This window comes from Micromonospora sp. SCSIO 07396 (assembly GCF_053667945.1).
In genome coordinates, this window is sequence record NZ_CM132210.1 from 3,533,134 (window position 1) to 3,551,590 (window position 18,457).

General features: G+C 71.7%; 16 protein-coding genes. 9 read left to right on the top strand and 7 right to left on the bottom strand.

Annotated features, from left to right (window positions below; translation table 11 throughout):
* The first annotated feature begins 365 nt into the window (after window positions 1-365).
* From ACWCHM_RS15245 to ACWCHM_RS15255, 3 genes are all read left to right on the top strand, one after another.
* Window positions 366-1,472 (top strand): sporulation protein, encoded by a 1,107-nt coding sequence (locus ACWCHM_RS15245; protein ID WP_454222840.1) that lies wholly within the window; start codon window positions 366-368, stop codon window positions 1,470-1,472.
* A gap of 103 nt (window positions 1,473-1,575) precedes the next feature.
* Window positions 1,576-1,797, top strand: a complete 222-nt coding sequence (locus tag ACWCHM_RS15250; protein ID WP_204960926.1) for a hypothetical protein — start codon at window positions 1,576-1,578, stop codon at window positions 1,795-1,797.
* 135 nt (window positions 1,798-1,932) lie between these two features.
* The gene (locus ACWCHM_RS15255) at window positions 1,933-2,103 is read left to right on the top strand and encodes a hypothetical protein (RefSeq protein ID WP_168222526.1); all 171 of its coding nucleotides are present in this window, start codon (window positions 1,933-1,935) and stop codon (window positions 2,101-2,103) included.
* Window positions 2,104-2,231: 128 nt separating this feature from the next.
* Here the strand turns inward: ACWCHM_RS15255 and sigJ are convergent, their stop codons facing one another.
* Window positions 2,232-3,176, bottom strand: a complete 945-nt coding sequence (sigJ, locus tag ACWCHM_RS15260; protein WP_454222841.1) for an RNA polymerase sigma factor SigJ — start codon at window positions 3,174-3,176, stop codon at window positions 2,232-2,234.
* Between the two features lie 221 nt (window positions 3,177-3,397).
* Between sigJ and ACWCHM_RS15265 the strand changes: the two genes are divergently transcribed.
* The 3 genes from ACWCHM_RS15265 (at window position 3,398) to ACWCHM_RS15275 (ending at window position 5,196) form a co-directional block, all read left to right on the top strand.
* Entirely contained in the window at window positions 3,398-3,700 is a 303-nt protein-coding gene (locus ACWCHM_RS15265) for an antibiotic biosynthesis monooxygenase family protein (RefSeq protein ID WP_454222843.1), read from the top strand.
* A 285-nt stretch (window positions 3,701-3,985) separates the two neighbouring features.
* Window positions 3,986-4,753 (top strand): hypothetical protein, encoded by a 768-nt coding sequence (locus ACWCHM_RS15270; RefSeq protein WP_454222845.1) that lies wholly within the window; start codon window positions 3,986-3,988, stop codon window positions 4,751-4,753.
* 80 nt (window positions 4,754-4,833) lie between these two features.
* The gene (locus ACWCHM_RS15275; RefSeq protein WP_450003861.1) at window positions 4,834-5,196 is read left to right on the top strand and encodes a hypothetical protein; all 363 of its coding nucleotides are present in this window, start codon (window positions 4,834-4,836) and stop codon (window positions 5,194-5,196) included.
* A gap of 51 nt (window positions 5,197-5,247) precedes the next feature.
* Here ACWCHM_RS15275 and ACWCHM_RS15280 read toward each other — a convergent pair whose 3' ends face one another.
* Window positions 5,248-5,919 carry a hypothetical protein gene (locus tag ACWCHM_RS15280; RefSeq protein ID WP_454222846.1) on the bottom strand — a complete coding sequence of 224 codons (672 nt, stop codon included), beginning with the start codon at window positions 5,917-5,919 and terminating at the stop codon, window positions 5,248-5,250.
* 133 nt (window positions 5,920-6,052) lie between these two features.
* On the opposite strand from ACWCHM_RS15280, the gene ACWCHM_RS15285 reads away from it, so the two are divergent.
* The gene (locus ACWCHM_RS15285) at window positions 6,053-6,682 is read left to right on the top strand and encodes a DUF4291 domain-containing protein (protein ID WP_454222847.1); all 630 of its coding nucleotides are present in this window, start codon (window positions 6,053-6,055) and stop codon (window positions 6,680-6,682) included.
* 120 nt (window positions 6,683-6,802) lie between these two features.
* Here ACWCHM_RS15285 and ACWCHM_RS15290 read toward each other — a convergent pair whose 3' ends face one another.
* From ACWCHM_RS15290 to ACWCHM_RS15305, 4 genes are all read right to left on the bottom strand, one after another.
* Window positions 6,803-8,323, bottom strand: a complete 1,521-nt coding sequence (locus tag ACWCHM_RS15290; protein WP_454222848.1) for a hypothetical protein — start codon at window positions 8,321-8,323, stop codon at window positions 6,803-6,805.
* Entirely contained in the window at window positions 8,320-8,877 is a 558-nt protein-coding gene (locus ACWCHM_RS15295; protein ID WP_454222849.1) for a hypothetical protein, read from the bottom strand. The genes ACWCHM_RS15290 and ACWCHM_RS15295 overlap by 4 nt, the downstream gene beginning before the upstream one ends.
* Before the next feature lie 247 nt (window positions 8,878-9,124).
* The gene (locus ACWCHM_RS15300; protein WP_454222850.1) at window positions 9,125-11,125 is read right to left on the bottom strand and encodes an ABC transporter permease; all 2,001 of its coding nucleotides are present in this window, start codon (window positions 11,123-11,125) and stop codon (window positions 9,125-9,127) included.
* Window positions 11,122-12,558, bottom strand: a complete 1,437-nt coding sequence (locus tag ACWCHM_RS15305; RefSeq protein WP_281898480.1) for an extracellular solute-binding protein — start codon at window positions 12,556-12,558, stop codon at window positions 11,122-11,124. The genes ACWCHM_RS15300 and ACWCHM_RS15305 overlap by 4 nt, the downstream gene beginning before the upstream one ends.
* Before the next feature lie 756 nt (window positions 12,559-13,314).
* Here ACWCHM_RS15305 and ACWCHM_RS15310 point away from each other — a divergent pair.
* Window positions 13,315-14,850 carry a cellulase family glycosylhydrolase gene (locus ACWCHM_RS15310; RefSeq protein WP_421488670.1) on the top strand — a complete coding sequence of 512 codons (1,536 nt, stop codon included), beginning with the start codon at window positions 13,315-13,317 and terminating at the stop codon, window positions 14,848-14,850.
* Window positions 14,851-14,878: 28 nt separating this feature from the next.
* Here the strand turns inward: ACWCHM_RS15310 and ACWCHM_RS15315 are convergent, their stop codons facing one another.
* Entirely contained in the window at window positions 14,879-15,730 is an 852-nt protein-coding gene (locus ACWCHM_RS15315; RefSeq protein ID WP_454222852.1) for an AAA family ATPase, read from the bottom strand.
* A gap of 338 nt (window positions 15,731-16,068) precedes the next feature.
* Between ACWCHM_RS15315 and ACWCHM_RS15320 the strand changes: the two genes are divergently transcribed.
* Window positions 16,069-18,423: an AbfB domain-containing protein gene (locus ACWCHM_RS15320; RefSeq protein ID WP_204960913.1), complete on the top strand. Its 2,355-nt coding sequence runs from the start codon at window positions 16,069-16,071 to the stop codon at window positions 18,421-18,423.
* The last annotated feature ends 34 nt before the right edge of the window (window positions 18,424-18,457 follow it).

The following is an 18,457-nucleotide window of genomic DNA, read 5'->3' on the forward strand; positions in this document are numbered from 1 at the left end:
TTCCCGCCGCCACAGTGACGTGACCGCCGCCACTATAGTCGGATATTTTCCACTACCACCCCGCACCGCGATCATGCTGCGGGATTGCGGCGTCGGCCGGCGGCCGGTATGTCCACACGGTACATACATCGACCGTCGCGCGCCCGGATCGGGTCGGACGTTGACGTCGGGCGCACGGACGGTGACTCACGGCTACGACCACGGGTCCCGGTTCACTCAGCCACCGTCCAGGTTTCGTTGCTAGCGTGCCGGCACAGCGGTATTCCACTGTGGATGCCGCTGGAGTCGTTGTCGGACAACGGTTTCGCGCAGTTCCGTCGGGTCCCGGGACATCCTGGGCCGGGCGGCCGTCGAGGGAGAGGTTCGTGGTGTTCACGAAGATGCTGGGCGCGTTCGGCGTGGGCGGCCCCAGCGTCGATACGGTCCTGGCCAATCCGAGCACCCGACCGGGGCTGATGCTCACCGGGCAGGTGAACCTGACCGGCGGCAGCCACGACGTGGAGATCGACCAGATCACCGTCGGCCTGGTCACCCGGATGGAGCTGGAGGGCGCGGAGGAGGAGTACGACGCGTTCGTGGAGTTCCACCGGGTGCCGGTCGCCGGTGGCCTGTTCCTGCGCGAGGGGCAGCAGCTCAGCCTGCCGTTCCAGGTGGCGGTGCCGTGGGAGACGCCGGTGACCGAGCTGAACGGTCAGCACCTGCCCGGCATGACGATGGGTCTGCGTACCGAGGTGGCCGTGCGGGGCGCGGTCGACAAGGGCGACCTCGATCCGGTGTACGTGCACCCGCTGCCCGCCCAGGAGCGCGTCCTGGAGGCGTTCGGCCGGCTCGGCTTCACGGTGAAGGCGGCCGACCTCGAACGGGGCCACATCGCGGGGCTGCACCAGACGCTGCCGTTCTACCAGGAGATCGAGTACTACGCGGCACCGCAGTACGCCCACGCCGTCACCGAGGTCGAGCTGACCTTCGTCGCCGACGAACACGGCGTGGACGTCGTGCTGGAGCTGGACAAGCACGGCGGGCTGTTCACCGGTGGACACGACTCGTACGGCCGGCACCACGTCGCGCACGGTGACGCGCACGGTGACTGGACCGCGCAGGTCGACGGCTGGCTCCGGCAGGCCGTCGACGGCCGGCAGGATCCGCACGCCGGTTACGGCTACGCCCCGCCCGCGCCTGCCTACGGGACGCCCGGCTACCCGCCGCCGCCGCCCCCGCCGCCCGGCTACGGCGCGCCGGCTTACGGCGCACCCGCCTACGGGCAGCCTGTTTACGGGCAGCCCGCGTACGGGCACGCGGGGTACGGGCATCCCGGCGGCCACCACAAGGAGGGGCACCACGACCACGACGGGCCCGGCATGGGCGCGGTCGCCGCCGGTGTGGTCGGTGGCGCGGCTCTCGGCTTCGCCGGCGGCATGATCGCCGACGAGATCTTCGACGACGAGGACGAGGGCGGCGACGAGGACGCCTGATCCCCCGCCGGTCCACCGTGGATCGGGTAGCGCAACCATGATCTAATTCGTGTAGTTAGTACGTATATGGTCGGAATTTCCGATCAAGAGTCAAGGAGTGTGCATGCCCGCTAGCGCCGACCTCACCAAGCTGGTCGACAAGGCATACCAGGACAAGACCCTCACCGAGATCGTCGACGCCCCGGTGTCTGCCCTCGCCGGGGTCAGCGACGGCGACGCCAAGCTGCTCAAGGAGGCCTTCGGCATCACCACCGTGGGCGACCTCGGCCGCAACCCGTACTTCCAGACCGCCAACGCCCTGGTCGCCCTCACCGGCGCCAGCTGATCCGACCCGGTGGCCCGGGCTCCCCCGGGCCACCGGGCCCCCGCCCCCGCCCGCACCGCCGGCCGGACCCCGACGGCACCGGCTCACGGTCGCCGCCGACAGGCGCATCCGACCGTCGTGCCGGATAATTGTCCGATGACAAATCCTGACCTCGACCCGGACGTGTACCCGCCCCTCGACCCCCGTGAGCCGGTGCCGGACGACGTCGGCGAGCTTCTTCCCGACACGCCCGGCGAGCTGCCGGAGGCCCCGGTCGAGCCGATGCCCGACGACGGCGATCCGGGCGGTGTGCCCGAGCCGGCCTGACGGCGGGCCCATCCGGGCCGGCCGCACCACCGGGCACCGTCCCATCACGCCCCGGTCGGCGCGGCGCGGGTGACGGTCGGGGCGCTGCACCGGCGACGCCACCGTCCCCCGCCGGCCCGGGCCGTCGCTCAGCGGCCCCGACCGGCCGGAACGTGCCGCCACCCGGCGAGCTTGCGGGGGTTGCGGACCACCCACAGGTGCCCGACCCGGCCGGCGCCGGTCGCGGCGAGCGCGAGCACGGCGAGGACACGGCCCAGCCGGTCGGTGGCGACCAGCCCCGGCTCCCCGTTGACGGACGCCTCGTCGACGACCAGGTCGGGCTGCCGGTCCCACACGCCCAGCAGGAAACCGGCGACGGCCTGCGGCCCGTGCAGCGGCACGGCGGAAGCCGAGACCAGGCCGCCACCATCGGTGGTCGCGGTGACGGCCGGATCGAGCACGTCGACCAGAGCGGCGAGGTCGCCGCTCTGCCAGGCGGACCGGAACGCCCGCACGACCGCGGCGTGCTCGGCCGGCCGCACCGGAGTACGGCGTTGCTCACGGACCCGACGCCGCGCCGACGAGGCGAGTTGCCGGCACGCGGCCGGGGTACGGCCGACGATCCCGGCGATCTCCGGGTAGGTGAACCGGAACACGTCGTGCAGCACGAACGCGACCCGCTCGGCCGGGGTCATCGCCTCCAACACCACCAGCAGGGCCATCGACACCGAGTCGTCCAGGATCACCCGGTCGGCGGGGTCGACCACCGTCGAGGGTTCCTGGCTGCTCCACCCGGTCGCCGGGAGGGGTTCGGGAAGCCACTCGCCGACGTACTGCTCCCTGCGGGCCCGCGCCGTGGTGAGCATGTCGAGCCCGATACGGCCGGCGGTCCTGATCAGCCAGGCTCGGGGGTTGGCGACGGCGTGGCGTTCCCCGTCGCTGAGCCGGTGCCAGCGGATGTAGGTCTCCTGCACGGCATCCTCGGCGTCGGCGAGCGAACCGAGCAGGCGGTAACTGAGCCCCAGGAGCACCGCACGCTCGCGGGTCACCGGGTCCGGCGAACCCGGGTGGCCCGGCCCGGCGTCCTGCGGCACCTCCGCTCCCTCCCCCGGGCCGGCACAACGACCGCCGCGCGCCGCCCACCACTATCGGATCACGTCCGGCGCGCCGGGCACCACCTGACAGTTCACCGACCCACGTCGTCTACCTCACCGAGCGGGCGGTCCCGTCCGCTCCCCCGGCAGCTCCGTGCGGCGTCGGGTGCGGCCCGCCGAGGCGGCACCGCCCGTAGGGAGCGCGAACGAAGGAGAAGACGATGTCCGACCACGTCACGTTCGTCAACGTCATCGACGTCGACCCGTCCCGACAGCAGGAGGTGATCGACCTGCTGGTCGAGGGCACCGAGAAGGTGGTGTCCCGGCGACCCGGCTTCGTCTCGGTCACCCTGCTCGCCAGCCTCGACCGGACCCGTGTCGTCAACGTCGCCCGGTGGCGCAACGCCGACGACGTCAGGGCCACCCAGGCCGACCCGGAGGCCGCCGAGTACGCCCGGCGGACCGCCGCGCTCGCCCAGGCCAGCCCCGGTCTCTACACCGTCGTCGGCGAGTTCGCCCCGTGACCCCGACGGCGGCGGTCCGGTCGGCGACCGGCCGGCGCCGGAGTGGGGCTACCCCGACGGCCGGGCCGTTCCCGGGCAGCGCCGGTGTCCGCCCGGTCGGCTAGCCGGTGCCGGTGGTGCCCGGCCCGGCCGGCCGGGCACCACCGGTGGCGTTCGCGCTCGTGCGCGCCGGACGACCTGTCGGGTTCGAGCCGCGCGAGAACCTGACCGCCACCTTCGTCGTCACTCCGCTGGCCGCACCGCGCCCGACACCGGCGACCGGCGCACTGCTGGGACACTGCGCTCATGAGTCAGGGTGTGCCCGACGTGGCGTCCGGCCGGTGGTGGGGTGCGGTGCGGATCACTCTGGTCCTGCTGTGGCTGCTCGGGGCAGCGACGACGTGGTGGACCGCCCCGCGCCAGCAGGACTACGACCGGGCCGGGGCGGACGTGGCCGCGGGCCGGGTGGTCGCCTACCAGTGGGGTGACCGGTGGGAGGTGGATCGTTCCCCGCTCTGGTTCGGTTCTGCCACCCTGTGGGCCTCGGGCCGCCACGGGCCGCTGTTCGCGTGGCGAACGTCCGACGGCCGGGTGCACTGGACGGACACCGACCGGTTCGGACAGGTGACCACCACCGGTGCCGTCGAGCAGGAACGCTACTCCGGACCCGGCGCCGTCGGCATCGCGCAGGAACTGCGGGCCGCCGGGGGTGAACACCGCACCGGTGACCTCGACGCATCGGCATCCGTCGTCGGCGGAGTCGGCGTCCTGCTCGCCGTCGTCGCCCTCGTCGTCGTGGTCACCGGCCCGACGCCGGTCCGGGGCACCAGGTGGTACTGGTTCTGGTTGATCTTCCTCTGCCCGTACGGTCTCGGGCTGCTGCTCTGGACGGCGCGGGAGCGGCCGTGGTCACGGTCCGCGGCGGCGGTGGCCGCGCGGAACCCGACGGCCCCGCGGGACCGGGGCGTTCTCGGCTTCGGCCTCGGCATACTCGCGTCGGTTCTGCTCGGTGCCGTCCTGTTGGTCCTCCACGGAGCACTGGGTGACTGGTGGGTGCCGCGACCTGACGCCTAGCGGCACGCCGTCCCCCGCCTTCCGGCCGGGACGGGTCCGATCGGCCATCGGGAGCGACCGGGGTACGGCACAATGCGCCCATGGCCTCTACCGGATCGTCACGGCTGTCGTTGTGGTCCACCGACTCGGTGCTGTCGATCGGGTCGCGGGGCTCGGTGCTGTCCATCGGCAGCGTCGGGTCGATCGCCTCCGTCGGCAGCGTCGGCTCCGCCGGATCGGTGCTGTCCATCGGGTCGGCGCTCTCGGTCGGGTCGGCCCTGGCGTGGCGGTCCCGCTGGTCGTTGCTGGCCGACCGTTCCTCGGGGGTCGCGATGGGTTCCCGCGCGAGCGCCCGCGCGCTGGCCGGCCCGTCGGCGACGGTGGCGGCCGTGGCGCTGGCCGCCTACGCCGGCTACCTCCTGACGCGCAGCCGCCGGCCGGACGACGGCAGCCGGGGACGGTGACGTCGTCCCGGACGGCGGGGCCGCGTCGCCGCTGTCCGCTCCCGGGCCGGGTCAGCAGTTGCCGATCTCGTCGGTGCGCGTCACCGCCGCCGAGGTGAGCGGCTCGCCCGGCACGTCGGGCACCGCGTAGGGCGTTCCGTCGTGCGTCGTGAGTTCCCTGGCGTACGCGTCGCTGACGAGGAAGACGTGCAGTTCGAAGCGCTGTCCCGGCGACCTCTCGTCGCCGACGACGACCCGTTTGGCCCGCCAGTTGTGCGGGGTGGGGAAGTGCAGCGGCTGCTCGTAGAAGTAGCTCCCGCCGGCCGGGCGGACGAAGAGCACGGCGGTGCGGCCGGCCGGCGGCTCGTTCCCCGTGCCGAACACGTCCGAGCAGTTCGGCACCACCGTCGCGCTGGTGATCGCGAACCGCACCGTCGGCGTCCTGGTCACGGTCGGAGCGACCGTGGGACGCGGTGTCCGGGTGGGAGGTGGGCTCGGTGTCGTCGATGCCGTGGGGGTGGGCGGTGGGGTCGGTGGGTCGGTCGGCTCCGGCGTCCCGGGTGGACCCGTCGTCGGTTCCGACGGTGGGGTGGAGTTGGCCGCAGAATCGGACCCCGCCGGTGTCTCCTTGGTGGCGGTGAGGTACGCCGGCACCGCCGCGATGACACCCACGACCAGTGTGACCAGCGCGCCGAGCGCCACCACCTGCTCGGCGGGTTTCAGCGTCCGCCACCATCGCCGCATACGCACCCTCCCGGGTCGACAGACACCTGCTTGCAGTGAACACCGCGCGGGCAACCCGGGCCCTCGTCCCGATGGGGTCGACGGCGCGGAATCCGGGTGGACCGGTCGGGTCCTGATCGTCGAGGATCGGCGGGTGTCCGTTCCCGAACGCCAGATCCGTGCCCGCCACTCGGCCACGACCGTCACCGTGTACCAGGCGTACCCCCCGGACATCGCGGTGCCGGCGGTGGCCGCCGGTCGTTTCGTGGCCCCGTTCAAACGGGAGCGGATGACGTGGATCAAGCCGTCGTTCCTGTGGATGATGTACCGCTGCGGCTGGGCCACGAAGCCCGGCCAGGAGCGCGTGCTGTCCATCGAGATCACGCGGGCGGGATTCGAGTGGGCGCTGGGCCGGGCCTGCCTGAGTCACTACGACCGTGACCTGCACGGCGACCGGGAGAACTGGTCACGGCAGTTGCGGACCAGTCCGGTCCGGGTGCAGTGGGATCCGGAGCGTTCGCTGCGGCTGGCCGCGTTGCCGTACCGGTCGTTGCAGGTCGGGCTGTCCGGCGAGGCGGTCGACCGGTACGTCGACGACTGGATCGTCGCGGTCGAGGACGTCACCGCCACCGTCGGGCAGATCCGGGACCTGCTGCGCCGGGGTGACGAGCAGGCGGCGGTGGCGCGCCTGCCCGTCGAACACGTCTACCCACTTCCGGACGCGATCGCCGTGGGTCTCGCGGCCAGCCCCGCCGAGAATCCCGATCGGCGGCACCGGCCGTGACAGCGCATCCGCCGCCACCCTGACCGCGCCGGGTCACCGGCGCTGCGGCGGGTTCGGCCGCCGCCGCACCGTGCGCCCCGGGTCCGGGGCGCACGGTGGACGCCAGGGTCACGTTCCGGCTCAGGGCGGGAAGCCCGGTGGCCGGGGCCACTGCTCCGCCTCCGGGTCGGGTCGGTAGCCCGGTCGGGGTTGCCCGGCCGCCTGGCGTTCCGGGGCCGGTGACGCTGGGGGCACACCCGGCCGCTGCGCTCCCGCGGCGGGTGGAACCGGGGCGCCGGCCACGGAAGGACCGCCGCCGGGCGGTGGCGCAGCCGCCACGCCGACCACGGGCCGGGCCGCGCCGGACCCGCCCGGCACACCAGGCGCGGAGGGGGTGACGGGCCGTGCCGCCGGTGCCGGGTGGCCGTCGGGCTGCGGTCCCGGGAGCGCCCGTACGGCGGCAGCCCGGGGCCGCCAGACCGGTTCCGCACCGATCAGGCTGCGGAAGTCGAACTGGCACTTCGGGCAGGTACGCAGTGCGGTCTCGGCGCGGCGGTCACCGCATTTCTGGCAGTAGGTCACCACCGTCTCGTCGGCGTCCATCCCCTGGCAGCGGGGGCAGGCGAACGTGGGGCCCTTGTTGTTGAGCTGCACCAGGCGGCCGGCGAGCACGTAGGGCGTGACGAGGCCGCTGATGCTGCTGGCCAGGTCCCGGGTGCGCCGGGTGCGCTCCTGCATGCGTTCCATCTCCGGGTTGGCGACCTTCTCCAACCGGCAGGTGGTGCAGGTGCGCAGGGTCCGTACCGGCAGCAGGCCACGCAGCCGTGCCTGCTGGTGCAGGAAGGTCACCGCCGGCACGTCCGCCGGCTCGACGGTGATCCGGTCCGTGTCGCCCGCCGCGAGGCGTTCCTCGACCCGGAACACCAGTGACTGCACCTGCCCGACCAGCTTCGGCGGCATGCCGCCCGGTCGGCTGACGATCAGCGTGCCGACCATCAGCATGCCGTCGGCCAACTCGGCGGGGACCTCGGCGACGGTGTCGGCCGTCTCGAAGGTGAAGGTCGCACCGCCGGTACGGGCGACCACCGCCTGCCGCTGCGCCGACTCGCCGTCGAGCAGCCGGCCAGCGTGCCGGGAGAGCGCCGCCTGCGCCCGGTTGGCAAGGCCGGCGGCGTGCTGCATCATCGCCACGTCACCCGGGCCCGTCTGCCGCCACCACGGGGTGAACGAGGCCGCAGCCGTCGGGTCGAGCCGGCCGAGCACGGCATCGAACGCGCTCAGCACCGACTCGAAGAGACCGACGTACACCGAGGTGACACCCCAGTTCCGCCCCAGCCTGCCCGGCCAACGGTCGACCAGCAGCACGCCCACCCGGACGCCGGGGCCGTCGGCCTCCAGGGTGACCCGCAGCAGCACCGGCACCTGCGTCGGCGAGAGGGTGACCCCGCCCAGGCGGGAGCCGCGTACCGCCTCCAGGAGGCTGAGCTGCTCGGTCTTCAGGTCGAAGGCGAGGTCGCGGATGCTGCGCAGCAGGTGCTGGCGGGCCACGCTGGGCGGGGCGCCGAGCCGACGGTGGACGCCGGCCGCCAGCCGGCCGGGCTCCAGCCCGGCCGCGACGGCCGGCGGCACGGCGCCGGGTCCACCGGCGTCAGCCCACTTCATTCCGCTGCGTCGTAGGAGGTGCCGGCGTCGAAGCTGGACGCCGCGTCGTAGCCCCCGGCGTCGTACGAGGTGTCGTACGACGTGCTGGCGTCATACGTCGTGCTGGCGTCATACGTCGTGCTGGCGTCGTAGCCGCTGGCGTCGTAGCCGGAGGTGGCGGCGTCGGTGCCGCTGGTGGCCCAGTCGACCTCGGCGGCGGCGGTCTCCATGTGGTCGGCGACGGCGTCGGAGTACTCGTCGGAGACCGTGTAGTTGCCCTCGGCGATGCTCGCGTGGTCGGCCGCCCGTGCCATGGCGTTCTCGGCGACCTCGACGTTGCCGGCCGCCGCGTTCTCCACGGCGTAGTCGGCCCAGTCCTGCGCGGAGTCGGCCCAGTCGTCACCGCTGTCCGCGTGCCAGCTCGACCAGTCCTGGTCGGCGACCGCGCCGCTGATCTCGCTCTCCACTATGGATGCCGACGGTTCCGGAAGCGCCGCCACCGCCTCGGTCAGGGTGGTGTCCCCGATCGGCGTGTCGGCGGTCAGGAAGTCGCCCCAGTCTGAGTCGGCACTCATGCTCTGATTCCCCAGCTTCTGATGAACGTTGCGGTCAGCGGTCGTCGCCGGGTGGTCCGGCCGAACGACCAGAACTGTCCCACGCCCACGCCCGCAGCCGCGCGGTCGCGGCACCGGGCCCGCAGGGCGTCGGCCGAGGTCACGGCGGGTGCCGGCCGGCAGGGTGACGCCGGTGTCAACATGCCGACAGACCCGGTCGACGCCGCACCGGTCCGCCAGGTCGACGGTGACCGCCCCGGTGGCGGGGTCAGCCCTTCACCGCTCCGGCGGTGAGACCCTCGGTGAGGAACCGCTGCCCGAAGGCGTACATGATCACCACGGGGATGCTGACCAGCAGTGACGCGGCGGCGAGTTGCCCCTGCGGCACGACGTCACCGGTGATCATCGACTGCATGCCCACGGGGAGGGTCTTGTACTCGTCCTTGGTGATGAACACGAAGGCGAAGAGGAACTCGTTCCAGGCGTTGGTCAGGGTGAACAGGGCGACCGCCAGCAGTCCCGGCTTGGCCAGGGGCAGCACCACCCGCCCGAACGCCTGGAGCCGGGTGCAGCCGTCGACCAGCGCGGCCTCCTCCAACTCGATCGGGATCGACGCGAAGTATCCCGCCAGCAGCCAGGTGGCGAACGGCAGCGTGAAGGTTGGGTACGTCACCACCAGCGACCACAGCGAGTCGGTGAGCCGGGCCCCGATGAGCAGTTGGTACAGCGGGATGAACAGCAGCGCGCCGGGCATCACGTAGGTGACCAGGACCGTGACGGTGAAGCCCTGTGCCCCGCGGAACCGCAGCCGGGCCAGCGCGTAGCCGGCCAGGGCGGCGCAGACCAGCGCCACCACGGTGGACGCCACGGACACCAGCACCGTGTTGAGGTACCAGCGGCCGAACGGTTTGGTGGTGAACAGGTCGGTGAACTGTTGCATGGTCCATGGTGTGGGCCACAGGTCGTGCTCGTGTAGGACGATCTGGCCGTCGGACTTGAAGGCCGTGACGACGATCCAGTACAGCGGGGCCAGGACGAAGAAGAGCAGCGCGGCCAGGGCGAGGCCGGAGGCCAGGCCCGACACCAGGGCGGACGTCCTGCGTCGTCCCCACGACTGCAACGCCGAGAGGACCCGGCCGACCGCCGCCACGACCAGCAGGACCACTCCGAGGATCAGCGCCGCCTTCCACATGATGTGGGGTGACGCCCAGGCCAGCGCACCGGTGACCACCACGGCGGCGGCCCACGGCAGCGCCCGGCGTACCGGCCCGGCGGGTCGGGTGGGCGTGCTGTCGGCGTCCCGCCGCAGCAGCCGGACCAGCACGTACACCAGCACGCCGATGACCGGCAGCATGACGAGCGTGACTGCCGCTCCCGCGCCGTACTGGAGTTGGAGGATCGCCTTGGAGTACGCGACCAGCACGTACGGCGCGGTCGCGTCGCCGGGGCCACCCTGGGTCAGCAACCAGATGAGGTCGAAGTTGTTGAACGTCCAGATCGACGACAGGGTGACCGTCACGGTGATGACGTGACGCAGTCCGGGCAGCGTCACGTGGACGAACCGCCGCCATGCCGACGCCCCGTCGACGGTCGCCGCCTCGTAGAGGTCGGCGGGGATGGCCTTCAACCCGGCGAGGAAGGCGACGGTGAAGAACGGCACCCCCTTCCACACGTTGACCATGATCACCGATGGCATGGCCAGGGACGGCTCGGACAGCCAGCCCGCCGGCCAACTGTCGACCAGGTGCGCGTCGACCAGCAGCGGCCCGATCCCCGACTCGGTGAGGAGCAGGTTGACGCTGCCGAAGATCGGGTCGAGCAGCGAGCGCCAACTGAACGCGGTGACGACCGTCGGCACCACCCACGGCAGCAGGAGCAGGCCGGCCAGCACGGCCCGCCCCCGGCGTCGGTGGTGCAGCAGCAGGGCCGCGGACAGGCCCAGCACCACCTTGAACACCTCGGCGTACGCGGTGAAGACGAACGAGTTCACCACGCCGGTGTGGAACTGCTCGTCGTCGGTCAGAGCGAGGTAGTTGGCCAGACCGACGAACACGCTGTGCTGGCCGTGCCGTTCGGTGGTGCTGGTGACGACCGCCCAACCGATCGGGACGAGCACGAGGGCGCCGACGAGCACGGCCGTGGGGGCCAGGAACAGCGCCGCCAGCCGCCAGTCGCGGCCGAGCCGTCGTCGGGTCGCGGGGCGGGCGGCGGGCTTGCGCCGTCGGGATCCTCCTGACGCCGGGGCCGACGCCGGGCGGACCGACGTCACTGCGGCAGACCCTGCTGGGTGAAGATCTGCACCATCTTGGCGTGGGCGGCCTGCACGGCCTGCGCGGGCGGGGTGCCCTGGATGACCTGCTGCATCATGTCGGTCAGCACGTAGGCGCCCACGGCGGCCTGCTGCCCGGCGCTGGCCTGCTGCGGGAAGTCCAGGCCGTTCTTCGTCGACAGCGGCAGTTTCTGCTGGGTGATCCTGCGCATGATGGGGAACGCCGGGTCGCCGCTGGTGAAGAACGGGTCGGCGTCCCAGACCCGGTCCCAGGCCGGCAGGGCCAGCCCCGGTGCCTCCTTCGCCACGCCGACGAGGGCGGGCGCGCTGACCAGGTACTGCGTCAGCAGCTTGGCGAGGTCGGCGTTCTTGGCACCCTTGAAGATGACGAAGCACTGGGACTGTCCCAGCAGCAGGGAGGTGTCGGTGGCCGGGCCGGTGCAGTCGGGGAAGACGTGGGTGCGTTCGTAGACCGGGTTCTTTTTGGTCTTGGAGTCGGCGTAGACGCTGAACTGGTTGCGGGTGTAGCCGAGGATGCCGGCGAGCCAGTTCTCGTTGTTGCTGGAGTCGGTCCAGGCGGCGACCCCCGGCGGCAGCATCGGCTTGTACTTCGGGTTGGTGTAGATGTCGCCGAGGAAGGTGACCGCCTGGACGGTCTCGGGAGAGTCGAAGGTGACCTTCCGGCCGTCGTTGGAGGCGATCGCCCCGCCGTAGGAGTTGATCAGGGCCTCGATCATGCCGTTGGCGTCACCGGAGCGGTTCACGGTCATGCCCCAGCCGAACCGCCGCTTGCCGGGGTCGGAGATGGCCAGGCAGAGGTCCCGCAGTTCCTCCCAGGTGTAGCTGTCCTTCGGGGTGATGCCCTTGTCCTGCATCCAGTCCTTGCGCAGGAACGACCCGATCCCGATGAAGTGGTACGGGATGGCGTACCACCTGCCGTCGAAGACGCAGAAGTTCTTGGACTCGGCGGTGGGTTCGCCGTACTTCGCGGTCAGCGCCTGCACGACGTCCGTCACGTCCTCCAGGTCGCCGAGCGCCTGGAACTGGGCGACGAACCGCGAGTCGGTCATGAACGCGAGGTCACGCGCGACGCCACCCTTGACCTCGGCGTCGATCTTGGCGACGACGTCACCGGCGTCGGCCTGCACCAGACTGTTTCCGATCTTCGTGCCGGTGGTGTCGGCGAACTTCCGGATCGAGCTGTCCAGGGCCGCGTTCGCCGCCTCCGAGTACAGCTTCTGCGACAGCATCCCCATCGAGGAGCCCTTCAACGCCGCCGCGGCGTCGACGAGTTCCTGCGGGACCTCGGCCTGTGCCTTGGGCGTCGACGGTCCACTTCCTCCGCAGGCGGCGAGGCCGGCAGCTCCGAGCAGCCCCACCCCCATTCCCAGGAAGCCGCGTCGGGTCCGTAACGAGCCGTCCTCCGTGGACATCTGTCTCCTCCCTTTCGCCTCAACGCGACTCACCGATGGCCGGGGAAGGGTGACCCTCCCTTGTGGACGCTGGTGCCGTCCGTAACCGGGGACGATCGCCCGCCCTGATGGATGACCGCAGCCCGCTGCTGGCGCGCGGCAATCGGGAAGCGGCTCCGCCGGTGGCGGGCCCTCCCCAGCCTGTCCGAGATGCTCGTGCCCCGGGCGGCCGGATGTCGGCCGGGGCGGCGCTGCGCTCACTCTACACATTTCGGAAAGTCGCGACCAGACTTTCCTTCCCACCGGAAGACACTTTCAACAATTCACTATGATCAATAGGGGTGTCGGTGACGCCACCGCCGGACGGGACGCCCGCCGCACGGCCGGCATCGGTCACGGGCGGGGCGTCGAGGTGGCCACAGGCACGCGCGCACCGACCGGGCGGCACGGGGGCGCACCCGCCCGTCGCCCACGATCCGGCGTCCCACGGCGGGGCGCTGCCGCGTGGGTCGCCCGACGACCACCCCCGACCCGACACCACCCGACGGCCGCACCCACAACCAGCCACCCGCACCGTTTGCCGATCGATGGGTGTGCATCTATTCTTTGGCGGCCCATCGACTGCCGGACAGGTAGTCGAAATAATGTCGAAACGCTTCGACGATCGTCGCACGACGGTTGACCCGAAGACGGGAGATGCTGATGAAATCCACACTGAGGAGGGTTCAGTTCGCCGTGCTTTCCGGCGTACTGGCGCTGGCTGGATCGACAGCCGTCATGACGAGTTCCGCATCGGCCGACAGCATGACCCAACTGAACGCCACCCAGCTCGTCGCCAACATGGGGGCGGGCTGGAACCTGGGCAACGCCCTGGAGGCCAACGCCAACGGAATCCCCAGCGAGACGGCCTGGGGTAACCCGGTCGTGACGCAGGCATTCATCGACCGGGTACGGGCGGCGGGATTCAAGACGATCCGCATTCCGGTCTCCTATCTGGGAAACATCGGGGCCGCCCCGAACTACACGATCAGCTCCACCTGGCTGAACCGGATCCAGGAAATCGTCGACTACGCCTACGGTCGCGGCCTGTACGTGCTGATCAACATGCACGGCGACGGCTACAAGACCATCAACGGTTCGTGGCTCATCTGCGACTCGTCGAACCAGACGACGATCAAAGACAAGTACCAGAAGGTCTGGCAGCAGGTAGCGACCAAATTCCAGAGCTACGGCGAACGCCTCGTCCTCGAATCCATGAACGAGGAGTTCGACGGGCAGTACGGCAACCCCACCCAGCCGTGCTACTCCAACATCAACGCCTACAACCAGATCTTCGTGGACACGGTCCGGCGGACCGGCGGGAACAACGCCTCGCGCTGGCTGCTCATCCCCGGCTGGAACACCAACATCGACTACACCGTCGGCAACTACGGCTTCGTGCTGCCGACCGACCAGTACCGGTCGTCGTCCGTTCCGGCCAACGAGCAGCGGATCATGATCTCCGTGCACTACTACGACCCCTGGGACTTCGCCGGTGAGGAGAACGGCACCATCACCCAGTGGGGGCCGGCCGCCACCAACCCGGCACGCAAGTCGACCTGGGGACAACAGGACCACATGGACGGGCAACTGAAGAAGGTGCGGGACACCTTCGTCGCGCGCGGCTACCCGGTGTTCGTCGGTGAATACGGCTCGGTCGACAAGACCTCGGCCGACTCGACGAACAACCGGTACCGGGCGGACTACGCGCGCACCCTGGTAGCCACCGCCAAGAAGTACGGTGCGGCCACCGCCTACTGGGACAACGGCTACAACGGCGCGTACGGTTTCGGGCTGTTCAACCGCAGCAGCGGCGCGGTCACCCAACAGGGCATCATCGACGCCATCATGAGCGCCGTCGGCGGCACCACCCCCACCACGCCGCCGACCACCACGCCGCCCCCGACCACCGCTCCCCCGACCACCACGCCACCGCCGACGACCGCCCCGCCGACGACCCCGCCGCCCGGCGGGCGCTCCTGCTCGGCGACGTACACGGTGACCGGTCAGTGGCAGGGCGGCTTCCAGGCCGAGGTGCGGGTCACCGCCGGCGGCTCGGCGATCAGCGGCTGGACCGTGACCTGGACGTTCGGCAACGGGCAGCAGGTGTCGCAGGGGTGGAACGCGACGCTGACCACCAGCGGCGCGACGGTGACCGCCCGCAACGTCAGCTACAACGGCGCCCTCGCTGCCGGCGGCAACACGACCTTCGGTTTCCTGGGCTCGTCGGGCGGCACCAACGGCGTACCGGCGGTGTCCTGCGTGGCGAGCTGAGCGGGCGGCGACCGACGCGGGCCGGGGGTCACGGACCCCCGACCCGCGCGGAGCCGGGCCGGCCCAGCGCGCCCAGCAGCAGGTCGTAGGTGGCCTGCACCGCCCCCGCCGCGCTGGGCACCAGCACCGCCCCGGGGCGTAGGCGGACCACCCGCATCAGGTCGTCGTACATGGTGCCGAGCACGGCCGATCCGCCGGAGCGCGCGATGAGCTGCTGATGGAGGCGGATCCACTCGTCGTCGGCGTCGCGCGCGCGGCGGTGGAACCGCTCGATCGCGGTCTCCCGCCCGTCGACCAGGACAACCTCGTGGAAACTCGCCCCCTGCTCGCGTGCGAGCGCCGCGAGACCGTCGATCTCGTCGACCGTCGCGAGGTACTGCGGCAGGACGACGTCACCTCCGCCGGCCAGCCGGACCGTCACCATCGCCCGCACCAGGGACCACACGACGGGCCAGGTGTCGAACTCCTCGTCGCGCCATCCGCCGACGAGGCGGTGTAGCGCGTCGACGTCGAGATTCAGGGTGCCGGGGTGGCGGTCGCCGTAGCGCGCCGAGAGGGTGGACTTCCCGATGCCCGGCGGTCCCGCCAGGCGTCGACGGCCAGCCGGACGGCGGGGCGGTGGGGTCTGGGACCGGCCGGTCCCCCGCCGTACCGGCCGGGGCTTGCGCCGCTGGTGGCGCGGTGTCCGCAGCAGGCGTGCCGGCGCCCGGCGGGTCGGGAGCGACGGGGGCGCGGTCAGGACAGGCGGCTTCGCGACTACGGGCAGCGGCGATCCGGGTGGCCGCGTCCCACGCGCGGGTGGCCGCGCCCGGGGACGCGGCGGCGGCGACCCGCGCCTCCAGTTCGCGGACCTGGGTGCCCGGCAGGTCCCGGCGGTCACCTCGGCGACGCAGGACCACCGTGGTCACCGCGATGAGCGAGACCGCGACGACGAGACCCACCGCCAGTTCCAGCAGGCTCGCGTCGGTGCCGCCGGGGCTCACCGGGTCGGACGGCCCCGGCCGGGCCGGTGCCGGTCGGCGACGGCGCGGAGCGGTACCCGGGCCAGGCGGGATGCGGTCGGTACCCGGCAAGCGGCGGCCGGCGACACCGTCGCCACGCTCGTCGCGGTCCCCCACCCCATGCCTGGCATCGTACCGGCGGGAGGGCCGCCCGCCGGGCTGCGCCCGGTCCGTATGCGGTCCCTTTGTCCCTGAGGGTCCGATACCGTGAGACGGCATGACACGTCCCGATCCCGTCCGCCTCGCCGCACCCCTCCTGCTCGTCCTCACCCTGGTCGCCGGACTGCTCATCGCGCCGGCCGGCCCGGCGCACGCCGCACCGGCCAAGAACCCGCCGCTGACCACCCCCTGGACCGCGCAGGCGCTCGACGGCACACCACTGCCGGAGTACCCGCGACCCCAGATGACCCGGCCGGACTGGCTCACCCTCAACGGCGAGTGGCAGTTGCGCCAGTCCGCCACGGACGACGCCCCGGCGTTCGGCACCGACCTGCCCGAGCGGATCAACGTGCCGTTCCCGGTGGAGAGCGCCCTGTCCGGGGTGCAGCGCGCCGCCGCCGACACCCGCAACTACCTGTTCTACCGCCGCACGGTGACAGTGCCCGGGAGCTGGAACGGACGCCGGGTGCTGCTGCACTTCGGCGCCGTCGACTGGCAGAGCACCGTCTGGGTCAACGGCGTGGCGGTCGGTGGGCACACCGGCGGCTACGACGCCTTCAGTTTCGACGTCACCGCCCAGTTGCGGGGCGGCGCGAACGAGATCGTGGTGAAGGTGTGGGACCCGACGGACAGCCGGCAGAACGGCAGCCTGCCGCCGATCGGCAAGCAGACCAAGCAGCCCGGCGGGATCTTCTACACCCCCAGCTCGGGCATCTGGCAGACGGTGTGGCTGGAACCGGTGCCGGCCGCCTCGATCAGCAGGGCCGACCTCACACCGCGCCTGGCCGACAACACCCTGCGCGTGCGGGTGCTCACCCGGGGCGACGTCAGCGGGCACAGCGTCCTGGCCGAGGCGCTCGACGGCACCACCGTGGTCGGCTCCGCCATCGGCGGTTTCACCGAATTCACGGTGCCCGTGCCGAACGCCCGTCGCTGGTCGCCCGACACCCCGTTCCTCTACCAACTGCGGGTCACCCTGCGTAATGCCGCGGGCGTCCAGGTGGACCGGACCACCCACTACTTCGGCATGCGCGAGATCAGCACCGGCATGGTCGGCGGCGTCCTGCGGCCCAAGCTCAACGGCCAGTTCGTCTTCCAGATCGGCACGCTCGACCAGGGGTTCTGGCCGGACGGGCTCTACACCGCGCCCACCGACGCCGCGCTCGCGTTCGACCTGCAGAAGCAGAAGGACCTGGGCTTCACCATGGTGCGCAAGCACATCAAGGTCGAACCGCAGCGCTGGTTCTACCACGCCGACCGGCTCGGGCTGCTGGTGTGGCAGGACGTCCCGTCGCTGACCGCGCAGGACATCGACGCCACCGACGCGCAGCAGGCGCAGCTCGAAGCCGAGGCCCGCGAGATCGTCGACGAGCACCGCAGCTCGCCGGCCCTCGTCACCTGGACCGTCTACAACGAGGGGTGGGGGGAACGGGCGCTGGCCGACACCCGCCGGGTCGCCCAGGCCGTCAAGACCCAGGACCCGACCCGGCTGGTCAACGCGCACAGCGGCCACAACTGCTGCCAGTCGTTGGGCGACCCGGGCACCGGGGACATCGACGACTGGCACGTCTACCTGGGGCCGGACTCGCCGGTGCCGTCGGGCAGCCGGATCGCCGTGCTCGGCGAGTTCGGCGGCCTCGGCCTGCGCGTACCCGGGCACGAGTGGAGCCCGAACGGCAGTTTCTTCGCCTACGAGTGGCAACCGAACTCCACCGCGCTGACCGACCGCTACGTCGGCCTCGTGCAGGGCACCCAGAACCTCATGCTCGGCAAGGGGCTGAGCGCGTCCGTCTACACCGAGATCACCGACCAGGAGGGTGAGCTGAACGGGTTCCTCACCTACGACCGGCAGGTGGTCAAGCTGGACCAGGCCCGGGTCCGGGCCGCCAACCTGGCCCTGATCGCCGCGTCACGGTCCGTCGGCAGCTCGACGCCGGTGGCGTTGCCGCTGAACAGCCGCCGGTCGTTGCAGGTGACGACCCCCGGGTACACCGACCGGTTCCTGCGGCACCGGGACAGCCTCGCCTACACCGAGGTCGTGAACGCGGACAGCTCGGCGCTGCTCAGGAACGACGCGACGTACACGGTCCGGGCCGGGCTGGCCGACCCCGCGTGCTACTCGTTCGAGTCGGTCAACTTCCCCGGGCAGTTCCTCCGCCACCAGGAGTCGCGGGTACGCAACTCCCCGAACGACGGTTCGGCGCTGCTGCGCGCGGACGCCACCTGGTGTGCCCGGGTCGGGGTGAGCGGGAGCGGGGTCTCGTTGGAGTCGTACAACTTCCGCGGCAGGTACCTGCGGCACTACGCCTCCCAGGTGTGGCTGAGCAACGGCACGGGCGGCGAGGCGTGGAACTCACCCACCCTGTGGGCCGCGGACAGCACCTGGAACGTCACGACCCCCTGGGCACCCTGAGCGGGGCGGTCCCGCCGGGGCAGCCATGCTGCCC

What these genes read in the sequence shown, in the direction of transcription:
- ACWCHM_RS15250 (WP_204960926.1), top strand. Translation starts at nt 1,576, where the DNA reads ATGCCCGCTAGCGCCGACCTCACCAAGCTGGTCGACAAGGCATACCAG.
- ACWCHM_RS15255 (WP_168222526.1), top strand. Translation starts at nt 1,933, where the DNA reads ATGACAAATCCTGACCTCGACCCGGACGTGTACCCGCCCCTCGACCCC.
- ACWCHM_RS15265 (WP_454222843.1), top strand. Translation starts at nt 3,398, where the DNA reads ATGTCCGACCACGTCACGTTCGTCAACGTCATCGACGTCGACCCGTCC.
- ACWCHM_RS15270 (WP_454222845.1), top strand. Translation starts at nt 3,986, where the DNA reads ATGAGTCAGGGTGTGCCCGACGTGGCGTCCGGCCGGTGGTGGGGTGCG.
- ACWCHM_RS15275 (WP_450003861.1), top strand. Translation starts at nt 4,834, where the DNA reads ATGGCCTCTACCGGATCGTCACGGCTGTCGTTGTGGTCCACCGACTCG.
- ACWCHM_RS15280 (WP_454222846.1), bottom strand. Translation starts at nt 5,919, where the DNA reads ATGCGGCGATGGTGGCGGACGCTGAAACCCGCCGAGCAGGTGGTGGCG.
- ACWCHM_RS15290 (WP_454222848.1), bottom strand. Translation starts at nt 8,323, where the DNA reads ATGAAGTGGGCTGACGCCGGTGGACCCGGCGCCGTGCCGCCGGCCGTC.
- ACWCHM_RS15295 (WP_454222849.1), bottom strand. Translation starts at nt 8,877, where the DNA reads ATGAGTGCCGACTCAGACTGGGGCGACTTCCTGACCGCCGACACGCCG.
- ACWCHM_RS15305 (WP_281898480.1), bottom strand. Translation starts at nt 12,558, where the DNA reads ATGTCCACGGAGGACGGCTCGTTACGGACCCGACGCGGCTTCCTGGGA.
- ACWCHM_RS15310 (WP_421488670.1), top strand. Translation starts at nt 13,315, where the DNA reads ATGACGAGTTCCGCATCGGCCGACAGCATGACCCAACTGAACGCCACC.
- ACWCHM_RS15320 (WP_204960913.1), top strand. Translation starts at nt 16,069, where the DNA reads ATGACACGTCCCGATCCCGTCCGCCTCGCCGCACCCCTCCTGCTCGTC.